We start from the raw sequence: 13,650 nt of genomic DNA on the forward strand, positions 1-13,650 counted from the left end.
TATGATAATTGTTATAAAGAAGATTGATAAATATTTAAATAAAATCCAATTTATTTCAGATATTTATCTTATGGACTACCAGGCGTAAGGATTTACTGATGACCCCTCAGCACGTCATAAGTCAGCTGCTGGAATCTGACACAAAATACCCTCAGAATTTAGATTTATTAAAAAAAATCATCATAACAGCTTATTTAGGACGTCTTGGAATAAATGGGTTACCCCCAGATAATAAGATTTCTCTAGGCAATTACTTATTTGATAACGAACGAATGATTTTTGATTTTACTCGATTGAGTGACGCGAAAAGATCTTTGTTCATCGAATGGCTACTCGCACCTCATCAAAAAGATAAAGAACATGGTTTCCTAAGTGGTGTATATGTCAATGACTACAGAGGTTTTACTGCGGAAGTGGAATTAAGCTGGTGGGGTATACTAAAAAATTGGTTGTTTAATAATAAATCGGAACATTGGAAGATAACAGATTTGGGACTTTCACTCCATTACCAGCTGACAGGGATTGAAATGTGTCATGGGAAACAAGGTATTTTAATAGGTTTTAACCAATTTTTGGTTCCGCCTTCAGGTAGTAAATATAAAGATCCCAATGACTCACAAAAAGAACCACTGGGTAACACTAAAAGAGTATTTATTACTGATAAATTGGTTGATGAATTAGTTGACCTTAATTATAAAAGTCTTAATTTTGAGTCTGTGTGTAAAAGTGCGCATCCCCAATCAATTGATGTAGTAAATCCTGCCGCACGTCATAAAGAAATGTATGGCTATAGGAGAATGCAGCGTTTTACAGGTTTGAAACCTTGGTATATCAGGCTTTGGAGATGGATATCTAATCTATTTGCCGGTAACGCGGATGAGGTGAAAAAGCCAAGAGCATCCGAAGACAAATTAGAATTACTTTACAAGACTAAAACCGTCAAAATTTATCAACGCTCCAAATCAAAAGAGATTTTAGTTACGGAAAGGCGTCCTGATATTACCAATTTGGTTCTTTGTGGTGGTGGTGCCAAAATTTTTGCTCATGTCGGAGTTTGGAAGGCTTTAAACGAAGCAGGAATCAAACCTACAAAATTTGCTGGAAGTTCTGCAGGCGCTATCATGGCATTGATGTGCTATTTAGGATATACCGCAGATGAAATTACAGAACTTTTTAAACATTTTAAGCAGGAGCATTTAGTACAGTTTGATATAGACAGAAATGGATTATCAGATGCGCATTCACTAAAAACAGCACTTGATTATGCTATTGCTAATAAAGTAAATCAAATTGTAGATAAATATAAAATTCCATATCCTAAAGGAAAAATTACCTTTAGCACTTTGGAGTCATTGAGACTACAGTTTCCTGATTGTGGCATTGGTAAGGAATTAATTGTTACGGCAACAAATAAACGGTCAGGGAAAACCATTTATTTGTCACTGGCACGTCATCCACTAATGGAGGTTAGTGAAGCAGTTAAAATATCCGCCAGTTTCCCGGTTTTGTATAGAGATACGCTTTTAGATGGTGAAGAACATAACGATGGAGGAATATTAAGTAATTTTCCAACAGAAGTTTTTTTTGATGATCATTCCACTTTTCTTGAGTCCGAATTTGGTAATAATTTAAAAGTATTGGCAGTTCAATTTGATAATGGGGTTGAAAGAAACGTCATTGATAAAATAATGGATAAAGTTTATCGAGAGAATTTTATCCTCAATTGGATTTACAGTTTATTAACAGGTGTTAGTGATCCAGCAAGTGGATGGGAACGGGACCGCTTAAAATTAAGACAATATGCTCTTCAAACAATAATTCCCGAAACTGGAAGCGTTTCGACTACAGGATTTAATGTAGAAAAAAAGACCCAAGAGGAGTTAATTCAAAATGGTCATCAAACGACTATGGACTACATTAATGTGCGATATACCAGGAAGGGTAATACTTATGTCAATAGAGAATTAATGTATTCCACTTTCAATTCTTTAGGCGATTTACTTGCTTACTGTTGTTACAGAGGTGATCTACAATGGTTTGAGATTGTGAATGACCTTATTGTTAAATCCGCTTTGCCTAACCGAACTGCTTTAATGAAACAATCTCTTGAGCTTAGAAATCTCTATTTTAATACGTCCACACCTTATAATCCCCCTAAAGAGAAGACAGAACCAAATGAAAGCTCTTCCTTAACCTTTTTTGGTAATTCAGTGTGTCATCTACATAATAATCATAGTGTAGATTCTGAAGATAATAACCATGCGATTTTGTTAGCTTTATATCCAATTTTTTTAAAGTTATCTTCTAAGTTCTTAATAAGTAAAATCGATAAGGCACTGTTAGATCGTGCTCGCCACTCACTGAGCATACATGCTCCTTTTGATTGTCTAAAACATTTTGGTAAAATTTCAAGTGATGGTCATATTATGATTCATATTATTGTTAAATTAGTGAAAGAACTTAAAGAAAATACATGTCAACAAGTCTATGATATATTAAAAGAAGTTGAGAACTTATTGTATAGTAATATAAACCTCTTGAGAGCAAAATATTTTGGAAAATGGGATTTAAGTCTTCCTCAATGCTTGCGGATTTTAAATTTAATTAAACAAGAAAAACACACCGAGGCTAGTAAATTGCTTGATTATTTGCGCAACAATATGGAACCTATGCAAACGATAAAAGGAGATAATTATCATGATGACCTTAGTGACGGGAGCCTCGAAAGGCATAGGTTTGGCTTTGGCGCATGAGTTTGCACTACACGGTCATGATTTAATACTTGTTGGACGGGACTCAATACAATTAACGCACGTTTCTAAGCAATTAAGTTCTCAGTATCATGTTAAAGTGGAATATAAAGTATGTGATTTAAGCAAAGCTGGAAGCGCATTTAAATTGTATGCTGATTTGAAAGAGCAAGGTCTGGAAGTCAATTGTCTGGTTAACAACGCGGGTATAGGTTACATGGGTTCGTTCAGTGAGATGAGTTTGGCTAAGCTGGATGATTTGATGGCCATAAATATGGTCTCATTAAGTGAGCTGACACTATGCTATCTTAATGATTTTGTAGCTAGAAATGAAGGAAGCATTTTGCAAATAGCGTCGACAGCAGCTTTTCAACCAGGCCCTCTTATGGCTGCTTATTATGCGAGCAAGGCTTATGTTGTAACATTATCTCATGCGATTTCTTATGAGCTTAAAGATACTAAAGTTTCTTTGTCTATTCTTTGCCCAGGAGCAACAAAAACCAATTTCTTTTATTCTTCCGGTATGGAAAATTCTATGTTGGAGAAAGGATATATTGGGATGATGACCCCAGAGAAAGTAGCCAAAATTGCCTACAAAGGGTTACAAAAGAGAAAACTATATATTATTCCAGGCATAAGAAATAAAATTTTGGCTTACACGGCCGCTATATCACCTAAAGGTATTGCTGCTGCAGTGGCATCCTATTTTCATCATAAAATTTCTTAGACACAATTAAAATTCATGAAAATTAGAGGGCTAACACTACTCGAACTTGTCATTACATTAGCTATTTTTACAGGATTAGTACTTATAGGTTCAAAGTCATTTATTTTTCTAACACAGAAAAATGAGCGACAGATCCTAATTAACAATATAAAAACAGCGGTCCAATACTCTAAAATTCAAGCAATCATTATAGGAAAATCTGTCTATCTTACTCCTTTAAATCTTACTGAAAACTGGTCTAAAGGAATGATGCTTGTGAGCTTCAATGAGATAACTAAAAAAATGGATGTAATTCATCAATGGCAGTGGAATTTGAGATATTGGAACGTTAACTGGATAGGTGTTGATTCTGTTAACAGGATTGGTTTGTCTCAGAGCCCATCTCATGCGATAAGTAATGGTAAATTCATTTTGGACAACTGGCATACTCATGAAAAGGTTATGATTACTTTAAACAGGTTAGGTAGAGTTAAAATCGGGTAAAAGTCTGAGATGGTTGTTCATAAAGAGGTAATTTTGTAATATCTTACAAATATATTTTTCAAAGTATTATTTTATGCCTATTAATAATCAAACCATCCTGTTTTCCGATGTAAAGGAATCTGAATCACTCAAGAGCTGGCTAGAGTGCCAGGATTCCTTGACCGACAAATTGAAGACAAAAGTAGGACAGATTGATTTGGAGCTTTTAACGCAGCAGTGGACAACACCCAACTGGTGGGACAAATATGTTCTGAATATACAAGATGATATTATTTTCCAGCGTGAAATTATTATGAAAAATCAGAGAATGATTTATTGGTACGCCAGGTCAGTTATTCCACAAACCTGTTATAATCTTGAGCCTGAGTTCTTTGATCGTTTAGAAAATGAATCAATACGGAATTTGATCTTTGGTGAAAGCAAAGTAAGGCGTCTACCCTTACTTTGTTATCCTGTTGACAAAGTGAATCTTGAGTTTTATTGGGTAAAAAAATACATTAGCTCGTCGTATGCCTCTTTATGGGTAAGGTTAACAGAATTAATATTTCTGGATCAGAACTCATTTTATTTAATTGAAATATTATTACCAGAGTTAGAGAATTTGTCATGATCTCGTGGAATGCTTATGCAAGATTACTGCGCTTAAATAAGCCTATAGGAATTTTATTACTTTGGTATCCTACGGCATGGGCACTTTGGATTGCCAATCATGATGCTCCTACTGGAGATTTGTTTATAATTTTTCTGTTAGGCACTGTTTTGATGCGTTCTGCAGGTTGTGTTATTAATGACATAGCCGATAGACATATTGATAGACATGTAGCAAGAACCAAGTTACGTCCTTTAACTTCCAGTGAGGTTAGTTTATCTGAAGCATTTATATTATTATTCCTATTACTTTTTACTTCATTACTTCTATTAGTACAACTTCCGACGGCTTGTTTTTATCTAGCTCTGATAGCCATATTCATTACTTTTATATACCCTTTTTGCAAAAGATTTATAAATGTACCTCAAATTGCGCTAGGGATTGCTTTCTCAATGGGTATTCCGATGGCATTTATTGCCTCGGGAGAAGCTTTGAACAGCAATTTAATTTTATTATTTTTAATTAATTTCGCCTGGATTGTTGCATATGACACAATGTATGCAATGATGGACAAAGCTGATGATTTAAAAATAGGGGTTAAATCATCAGCTATATATTTTGCTGACTTTGACCGATTAATCATTGCGTTGTTGCAATGTTTCTCTCACTCATTATGGCTATTTTGGGGAATAAAAAATAGTGTGGCATGGCCTTTTTATGCTGTATGGTTTATTGCAACTGGGATATTGATATATCAGCAAAAATTAATTTATCAAAGAATTCCAAAGAATTGCTTTAGGGCATTTTTAGTCAGTAATTATTATGGGCTGCTTATGTGGTTAGCAATTGCAGTTGCATTGTTTTGAAATAGGTTCGTATTACTAATCGTTAAATTTGTAGCATACAATAGGTGTTTGGAGGACTTGCTCAATACGTTAAGGTCTTGAGCAAGTATTTTTAAAACTAATATACGTCGCTACCGTTATCAGCTACAACTCTAGTGTTTCTTCCATAAATGACAAGAATTTTCTGTTTGTTTTTTAATCTCAAATCCTCTGCTTGTACTACTGAAATAATACTACCAGAGTTTAGTTTGATGACATATTCCATGCCGTGAGTCCGATTATAACCACCATCAAGTAAATTATTTTCGGCATTACCTTTAGAATGAAGATTGGCATCAGTACTTTGTCGATGCAGGTTCACCGGACGTTTAGAAATAATGACCCCGGGTATTACTTTTTTAACTTTGCCAATTTCATTAGCATCATATTCACCTGGAGGAAGCTCATTGCTACAACCAGCTAGAAATAAGCCTAATAGCAATGCTGGAATGGATTTAAATATAATTTTATTACCCATGATAATTCAAACTCCAATGATAATTAATTGACTATGGTTCATTATTCTAACCGAGATTTTCAAAATTATTAATTGATTTTATTCACTCGCTATACAATGGTGGCAAATGAACAGTTTTTTAGGATCATAACGATGCCTAATTTGTAATAATTTTTTGCAATTAGTACCCCATAATGTCGTTTTCCTGCCTGGACGTGATGCTTCGAATAGAGCATTTGAAAGCTATTTTTGGAAAAGCTAATAAGGTAAATATCAGTAATCTTGGTTTAACATTTCAATAACTCATTTAACAGTGTACTAGCTCCTATACGAAACCAACCTCTATCAATCGCTTTATCCATCATTAATTCAGCAAGTTGAGCATACTGTTGCGCTTGATGAGAGCTTTTTATACCACCAGATACTTTTATGCCACATATGGGCTCTGGGGAATCTTTAATAGCGCAAAGCATTGCAAACACTGATGCCAAGGTGGCGCCTTGTGGAATCTTTCCGGTGGAAGTTTTAAGAAAATGGCTTCCAAGAGCAATCAACTCAGTACAGAGTTGATATATGCTTTCCATATCTGGAAATGCTCCAGTTTCCAAAATTATTTTTAAGGTTAATTGATTTTTTTTACATGCCTGAATGATAACATCACAGTGATTTAATGCCTTTTGTTTATTTCCAGTTAAGTAATGCTGGTAAGGAAATACATAATCTATCTCATTTGCACTAAGTTGAACGGCATTATCGATATCATCCAGGCAGGCTAGCAAGTCGTCATTGCCAAGAGGAAAATTGATGACAGTGGCTAATTTGACTTGAGAGTTAAGCTGAAATTCATGAAGATGTTTGGGTAATACACAAATAGCAGCAACATGATTCTTGTAGGCCTGGTTTTGTAACTGATGTAAAAAATCAGCAGAAGCATTTGCATCCAACCATGTCAAATCGATACACTTTATTAATTGATCATTGATGATGGGTTTAATATCTTGATTAGATAATAGTTGATATAAAATATTATTTAAATGCTTATCTAAACTCACGATAATCCCAAGATATATTGTTTAATCAAAATATTAAGCCTTTCAGACGCTGTAGATGCCATTTTGATAACCGCTTCATGACTATGGCTGGTTTTTGCAAGGCCAGTTGCGTAGTTCGTTATAGTTGCAATGACTGCCACTCGTAATCCACAGTGGTTGGCAACTAATACCTCAGGGACGGTAGACATTCCTACTGCATCAGCACCTAATAGTTTAAACGCGCGAATTTCGGCGCCAGTTTCATAATTTGGACCTAATACAGAAACATAAACTCCTTGATGCAAATTAATTAAATTTTTTTGAGCTATATCCAGTAAATCTTTGCGCATGGATTTATCGTAGGCATTATCCAAAGGATAAAATCTGGGGCCAAATTCTTCATCATTAGGGCCAACTAAAGGATTGCCAGGTTGAAAATTGATGTGATCAGTGATTAGCATTAATTCACCTGGCCCAACATCTTCTCTTAGCGAGCCAGAAGCATTAGTGGCAATAAAATATTTGCAACCTAATAGTTTTAAGGTTCGTACATACGTTTTTACTGTGTTATGATTTTCCAGGCTTTCATAAGTATGCGCTCTGCCCTGTAAGCAAACAACGGCAGTTGATCCATAATACCCTAAGATTAATTTTCCACCATGACCTTGCACCGTAATATTGGGGAAACCAGGGAGCTTTTCATATTCTATAGTGATGGCATCTTCTAGTTCTTCTGCAAATTGACCTAGCCCTGATCCTAATACCACACCCACTATTGGTTTAAATGATGGACATAATTTTTTAATATACTCTGCTGCTAAATGGGGATAGCTAGTAGTGGTTGTTGAAGTCGTCATAAAATCATCCAATTAAGGGTTAAAATCAAAAGCTAAGGGTAGTAATTCTTTAATGGTTATACTATGGAATATTGTATCTTTATTACAGAGATGTACCATAGTCTCAGGAGATGAAAATTCATGTATTCTCTGTCGACATGCCCCACAAGGGGAACATAGTAAATTATTTCCAGCCAGCACTACAATGCTTTTAATTTTTTTCTCGCCTGCAGATACCATGTTACAAATTGCGGAGGCTTCGGCACAAGTTGTCAAACCATAAGAGATATTTTCTATGTTTACTCCAGTATAAAAGTTATTCTTATCTGTGCAGATACAAGATGCGACAGAAAATTTGGAATAGGGTGCATAGGCATTGACTAATACCTTATGAGCCTCAGTAATCATTTTCGAAGTAATTTTATCCATTATGACTCTCTTGTTTGGCGTGCAGAATATACTAAATTAATGAGGTTTTTTACAAGTCTGGATTGGCAGATCCAATTGATAATCAAGCGATAATTCCTTCTCTTTTGCATTATGTGATTTTGAATTCAGTGGACTGGTGCCATGGTATGGTGCCATGGACAGGTCGGGTTCAGAATGAATTTTTTTCCCTAAACCATTGTTCATTTGTTTATAACTTGCGTCATTAGAGCAAGGGGGTTGAAAGTCACCAAATTTGGATTCAAGCCAAAATTTCAATGCCAATGATCCTACTCCAATACAAATGAGGGTAGTAGAAATAAGTAAAGGAATAGTTATTACTGGAAGAAAAAATGCCAAGGTAGTTGATGTTGCAGTAATAAATCCAATTAAAGTCATTGATAAAGCATAAGACACATAAACACTTTGACGATCTTGAGAAAAATGTTCCTCATGGCTGGGAGGATTATTTAATTTATGGTATTCGCCAATAGTCCATATGATATTACTGCCCAAAAAAATCCATCCTGCTGGAACAAGCAATATTGGCAAAAAAATTGCTATAAGGCTAATGGACGTTGCGACAAGCCCGAGCGCAGCAGCGTAAAGATATTGCTCTTTGAATTGAGCAAACCCATACCATTCACTTTTCTTTTTTTCTTGAGAGGGGTAAAAATGGCTTGATATGAACCAAAAACAATAACCAACTAAATAAAGAAAAAGTGAAATTAAATTAAGAATAGGAGATACCAGAGGGACGGGTAGATACTTAATTTTTGAAACAATAAACCCAGAAAAAAAGAAATAGCTGCTTGCATTATTTAATTTTGTATCGTTACTCACAAAATTATATTCCGAATGTTTTTTTTCTCATTCTACTGAATAATCAAGTTCTTATCCAGTAAATTCATATCTTGACTAGAGTGTTTTGATAATGATCTTCAAAGGGTTTGAAATTTAGATTATTGTTTCATTGTATAACTTACTTTAGACCTGTGGTATAACTGGTGTTTTTGTTTTATTGCTACGTTAGATCAAAGCAAAAGACAACGGTTATATAAAAAGTCTATTTTTGGCAAAAGTGGTGTTGTCGAGTGAAAATCTCAATTGGCATTTACTGGCAACTTAATTCGAATCATTAATCCTCCTTCTTCCCTGTTTTTAGCGATTATTTCACCTTTATGTAAGGCAACTGCTTGAGCAGCGATGGCTAATCCTAAACCATACCCCCCTGTTTTTTTGGTTCTGGAGGTGTCTACTCGATAAAAAGGATTAAATATTTTTTCTAGTTGATCTTCTGGTACACCAGGACCTTTATCAATAATATCAATACATAATTGATCTTCATCTTCATTATAACTTGATGAAATAATGACTTTTTCATTTGGTGGCGAGTAGTGTGAAGCATTACGAACAATATTCTCAACTGCTCTGTGTATTAAGCGTTGATCAATAACCAATTGACAAGAACTAATTATTCCAGGCTGTATTCTCACGGAGTTATTACCAAATTCATAATTGGCATCGTTAATAATGTCTGAGAGCAAATCAGCAATGTTTGTTTGGGATAATTGAAGTTCTGCTGTTGATTTTTCCAAACGAGCATAATCCAGAATTTCTCCTATTAAATCATTGAGTCTGGATATTTCTGTTTCCATACGTGTAAATTCACTATCAGCTAAATGTTTGGTTTTCTTTTTACCCAGTTCAATAGCAATTTTAAGTCTGGTTAAGGGAGATCGTAATTCATGAGAGATATCCTGAATTAATCTTTCTTTGGAATGAACAAGGGCTTCTAGTTGTTCTGCCATTCGATCGAATTCATTACTTAACTCCGCGATCTCATCTTTACTATGACCTCTGAAATGACCGACCCGGGTATTTAGTTTTCCTTTGGCTATGGATTTTGCTGCCATACCAAGTGAACGAAGGGGCTGGGTTAAATAGATTGAAAGTAAATAGCAAATAAGTCCGCTAATGAATGTGGCCAGGGTTAAACGAATAGTAAGTCCTGCCCAGGGAATTTGTACAAAATACGAGATTGGTTTTTCACTGACTGCTGCAAGCCGGTAATATTTTCCTGAAGTTGACATTATCTCATGACTCACAATTAATTTTCCAGATTTAAATATACCATCACTTGGTAGTTGATCTTTAATCAGGTTTTCCGAAATTTTTTTTACATTTTCAGGTGGTTTTTGTGCGCCAATAATCTCACCAGTACTGGTAAGCAGGTAAAGGGTCATATGCCGAGATAAACCTATTTGATCAAGCCATTTCAAAAGTGCCGATTGTTGACCTGACTCATAGGTTGCGACAGCTGCGTTAGCGTAACTGTCCATGAACATTTCTTCTCGAGCTGGTTGCGAAGACTTTTGAGCGATTTGACTGGTAACCCAGGCGATAGTGAAAATAATCAGAATGGTGGCAAGCCAAAAAGAGACAAATATTTTCCAGTACAAACTACGCATTAAACATGTATCCAAAACCACGAACAGTTTTGACCAGAGGCTCTCCTTGAGGATTATCACCCAATTTATTGCGCAAGTTGCTGATATGTACATCAATACTGCGGTCATAGGCAGTATATTTCCTTCCTAAGGCATATTCTGTTAGTTCTTCTTTAGAAAATGCTTGTCCCGGTGATTTGATTAACATTTCCAGAATATTAAACTCTGCATTGGTTAATTCCAGAAATTTTCCTCCCATTGTAACGTGGCGTTTCGAGCAATCGACGATGATATTGTGTTGTTCAATAATTGGTTTAGAAGTTGGAATTTTTTGAGTACGTCTTAAAATTGCCCGTAAACGTGCTACCAATTCTCGTGGATTGCAGGGCTTGGGTAAATAATCATCTGCTCCAATTTCCAAACCAACAATACGATCAATATCGTCACCACGAGCAGTTAACATTAGTACAGGAGTTTCTAAATGTTCTCTTATCGCTTTTAGTACCTCAAAGCCATTAAGCTTGGGAAGCATAACATCTAGAATAATTGCATCAAACACCTGATTTAAGGCTTTTTTTACGCCATTTTCACCATCGTGTACGCATACTACCTCGAAACCTTCTGATTCCAAATATTGGTTCAATAAGTCAGTAAGTTCGGTGTCATCATCAATAATGAGAATAGAGCTGCTCATGAATTAATTATCCTTCAATATTAGAATTTGGTTTCTCTGAAACTCGTTTATCAAGACATTCCAATAACTTTATTCTTCTCGAATCAGCATTAAGAACCTTAAATTCAAAATCATCTATGGTGATGATCTCGCCGCGTTTGGGTAAATACCCAAATTTATTTAATACTATACCCCCAATCGTATCATAGGTCTCGTCACTAAAGTCCGCTTTAAGCTGATCGTTAAATTCTTCAATCGGTGTGTGGGCTTTAATAATATAACAATGTCCTTCATGTGCTTTAATATACGCATCTTCATCTATATCAAATTCATCTTCTATGTCACCGATTATTTGTTCAATGATGTCTTCAATGGTAACAAATCCTGAAACTTCCCCATATTCATCAACAACGATAGCCATATGATTTCTATTACTTCGGAATTCACTGAGCAAGCTATCGAGACGCCTGCTTTCAGGCACAAAGGTGACATGTCGACAGATATCCAGCAAATCAAATGATTCCTGACTTTCTGGTTGATGCCCTAATAGATCCTTCGCATGTAAAATACCAACAATTTCGTCGGGGTTTTCACCGGTAACGGGAAAGCGTGAATGTCCTGTTTGAGTGACAATTGTTATAATATGTTTAAAATCATCATTTTTGTTGATACAAACCATTTGATTTTTAGGTAACATAATATCTCGGACGCGCATTTTAGAGAAAAGGATCGCACCTTCAATCATTGCGAGTGTCTCTGAGTTAATCAAAGAGCGTATCTGTGCGTCTCTTAATAAACTGACCAACTCTTCCTGATTTTGCGGCTCTCCCTGCAAAAATTGTTTTAAGCGAGAAAACCACGAACCACCATCTTCCACTTTATTCAAGTTCATTTTCCTCGACTTCATATGGGTTAGCATATCCTAATTCAGCTAATAATTTAGCTTCAATCGCTTGCATAATTGAGGCTTCATTGTCTTTTATATGATCATAGCCCAATAAATGCAACACCCCATGAATTAGGATTAAAGACCAATGTGCTTGTAGTGATTTATTCAATTGATTACTTTCAGCCAATAAAACATCAGGACAGATAACGACATCTCCCAGAAGAGGACACTCCAACTCAATGTTAGGGGGTAAAGAACAAGGGAATGCAAGAACATTGGTTGGTTTGTTCTGCTTTCTATAGGTATTATTGAGATTAGTCATTTCTTCAATATCAACCAAACGGACAGTTAATTCAGCATCTTTTTTATGATCTTTTAGGGCTAATGAAGCAAGCATAGTTATTTCGTTTTCACTGAGCGGCAAAGGTTCATTGGTAGCATTTTGTATGTCAATGTGATAGGTCATTTTTTATTCCTTTCAATCTCATTATCATAACAGTCCACGATTTTTGAAACTAAAGGATGTCTAACGACCTCACGACTGGTAAACGTATGAATGCTAATATCAGGAATATGTCTAAATAATTTAACAGCATGGGTAAGTCCTGAGTCTATTCCTTTAGGTAGATCAACTTGAGTAATATCGCCTGTAATTACTGTTTTAGAGCCAAACCCCATTCGTGTTAGGAACATTTTCATTTGCATGATAGTGGTATTTTGAGCTTCATCTAGGATAATGAAGGATTCATTTAAGGTTCTTCCTCTCATGAATGCCAATGGAAGAATTTCAATGATGTCTGTTTGAATCAATTTTTGAGCTTCTTTAAAACCTATCATTTCATATAACGCATCATAGATGGGTCTCAAGTACGGTAAAACTTTTTCTACAAGGTCACCGGGCAGAAAACCCAGTTTTTCACCAGCTTCCACGGCCGGTCTTACAAAGATTAGCCTCTGAACCTCTCCTTTTTCAAAACATTCGATTGCTTTGGAAACAGCCAGGTAGGTTTTACCGGTACCAGCAGGACCAACGGCGAATGTAATATCGTATTTATCAATAGCATCCAGATAGGCTGCTTGTTTATTATTACGTGCAGAAATTGATTTTCGAGATAGTCTGATATGATGGGTCATTGCTGATTGATAATCCTCGTTGATTAAGACACGCATTGTATTAACATCTATAGGTTGTGTAGTTAAAGGGTATAATAATTTTAATACTTTTTTTATCTTTTCAAAACGATCATCTGAGTGACCGCATAAAATCATATTGTGGTTTTTGATTTTTATTGAAACCTTGAAGTGTTGTTCTAAAATTTTTAAGTTACTATGCAAAACGCCACACAGGTTTGCGAGCTCCTGGGTATTAAGTGGTGGTAATTTAATTACTTCGCTATTTAGTGTGCTACTCAAAGCATTTAAAAGATTAACTGACCATACTTAAAGAATAGTGCA

15 protein-coding genes and 1 pseudogene are annotated in these 13,650 nt (G+C 35.5%); 5 read left to right on the forward strand and 11 right to left on the reverse strand.

Going from position 1 to position 13,650, the window contains the following annotated elements; genetic code table 11:
• Positions 1-98: 98 nt before the first annotated feature.
• The 5 genes from vpdC to ubiA all read left to right on the forward strand — a co-directional run bounded on the left by vpdC (position 99) and on the right by ubiA (position 5,415).
• Positions 99-2,753: a Dot/Icm T4SS effector VpdC gene (gene vpdC, locus ACZ5EK_RS07415; RefSeq protein ID WP_464432309.1), complete on the forward strand. Its 2,655-nt coding sequence runs from the start codon at positions 99-101 to the stop codon at positions 2,751-2,753.
• Positions 2,698-3,477: an SDR family NAD(P)-dependent oxidoreductase gene (locus ACZ5EK_RS07420; protein WP_464432311.1), complete on the forward strand. Its 780-nt coding sequence runs from the start codon at positions 2,698-2,700 to the stop codon at positions 3,475-3,477. Before vpdC ends, ACZ5EK_RS07420 begins: the two co-directional genes overlap by 56 nt.
• 15 nt (positions 3,478-3,492) lie before the next feature.
• A complete protein-coding gene (locus tag ACZ5EK_RS07425) occupies positions 3,493-3,960 on the forward strand; it encodes a pilus assembly FimT family protein (protein ID WP_464432313.1) in 468 nt (155 codons plus the stop codon).
• Between the two features lie 73 nt (positions 3,961-4,033).
• Entirely contained in the window at positions 4,034-4,570 is a 537-nt protein-coding gene (locus tag ACZ5EK_RS07430) for a chorismate--pyruvate lyase family protein (RefSeq protein WP_464432315.1), read from the forward strand.
• Complete coding sequence (gene ubiA, locus ACZ5EK_RS07435; RefSeq protein WP_464432317.1) at positions 4,567-5,415, forward strand: 4-hydroxybenzoate octaprenyltransferase; 849 nt, start codon at positions 4,567-4,569, stop codon at positions 5,413-5,415. The genes ACZ5EK_RS07430 and ubiA overlap by 4 nt, the downstream gene beginning before the upstream one ends.
• Positions 5,416-5,512: 97 nt before the next feature.
• Here the strand turns inward: ubiA and ACZ5EK_RS07440 are convergent, their stop codons facing one another.
• The 11 genes and pseudogenes from ACZ5EK_RS07440 to ACZ5EK_RS07490 all read right to left on the reverse strand — a co-directional run bounded on the left by ACZ5EK_RS07440 (position 5,513) and on the right by ACZ5EK_RS07490 (position 13,608).
• On the reverse strand, positions 5,513-5,911 hold the full coding sequence (locus ACZ5EK_RS07440; RefSeq protein WP_464432319.1) for a hypothetical protein: 399 nt from the start codon (positions 5,909-5,911) through the stop codon (positions 5,513-5,515).
• A gap of 78 nt (positions 5,912-5,989) precedes the next feature.
• Positions 5,990-6,088 (reverse strand): annotated as a pseudogene (locus ACZ5EK_RS07445) (BBE domain-containing protein); the annotation flags it as partial.
• Positions 6,089-6,177: 89 nt separating this feature from the next.
• Entirely contained in the window at positions 6,178-6,942 is a 765-nt protein-coding gene (gene deoC, locus ACZ5EK_RS07450; RefSeq protein ID WP_464432320.1) for a deoxyribose-phosphate aldolase, read from the reverse strand.
• The gene (locus tag ACZ5EK_RS07455) at positions 6,939-7,778 is read right to left on the reverse strand and encodes a purine-nucleoside phosphorylase (RefSeq protein ID WP_464432321.1); all 840 of its coding nucleotides are present in this window, start codon (positions 7,776-7,778) and stop codon (positions 6,939-6,941) included. Before ACZ5EK_RS07455 ends, deoC begins: the two co-directional genes overlap by 4 nt.
• Before the next feature lie 12 nt (positions 7,779-7,790).
• On the reverse strand, positions 7,791-8,186 hold the full coding sequence (gene cdd, locus ACZ5EK_RS07460; protein WP_464432322.1) for a cytidine deaminase: 396 nt from the start codon (positions 8,184-8,186) through the stop codon (positions 7,791-7,793).
• Positions 8,187-8,222: 36 nt separating this feature from the next.
• On the reverse strand, positions 8,223-9,026 hold the full coding sequence (locus ACZ5EK_RS07465; protein ID WP_464432323.1) for a hypothetical protein: 804 nt from the start codon (positions 9,024-9,026) through the stop codon (positions 8,223-8,225).
• 260 nt (positions 9,027-9,286) lie between these two features.
• The gene (gene cpxA / locus ACZ5EK_RS07470) at positions 9,287-10,654 is read right to left on the reverse strand and encodes a two-component system sensor histidine kinase CpxA (protein ID WP_464432324.1); all 1,368 of its coding nucleotides are present in this window, start codon (positions 10,652-10,654) and stop codon (positions 9,287-9,289) included.
• A complete protein-coding gene (gene cpxR / locus ACZ5EK_RS07475; protein ID WP_464432325.1) occupies positions 10,647-11,327 on the reverse strand; it encodes a two-component system response regulator CpxR in 681 nt (226 codons plus the stop codon). The genes cpxA and cpxR overlap by 8 nt, the downstream gene beginning before the upstream one ends.
• Before the next feature lie 7 nt (positions 11,328-11,334).
• A complete protein-coding gene (locus tag ACZ5EK_RS07480) occupies positions 11,335-12,225 on the reverse strand; it encodes an HlyC/CorC family transporter (protein ID WP_464432326.1) in 891 nt (296 codons plus the stop codon).
• Positions 12,185-12,661: an rRNA maturation RNase YbeY gene (ybeY, locus tag ACZ5EK_RS07485; RefSeq protein WP_464432327.1), complete on the reverse strand. Its 477-nt coding sequence runs from the start codon at positions 12,659-12,661 to the stop codon at positions 12,185-12,187. The genes ACZ5EK_RS07480 and ybeY overlap by 41 nt, the downstream gene beginning before the upstream one ends.
• Positions 12,658-13,608, reverse strand: a complete 951-nt coding sequence (locus ACZ5EK_RS07490) for a PhoH family protein (protein ID WP_464427427.1) — start codon at positions 13,606-13,608, stop codon at positions 12,658-12,660. The genes ybeY and ACZ5EK_RS07490 overlap by 4 nt, the downstream gene beginning before the upstream one ends.
• Positions 13,609-13,650: the final 42 nt, after the last annotated feature.

The organism is Legionella sp. JM-2024, from assembly GCF_055389095.1.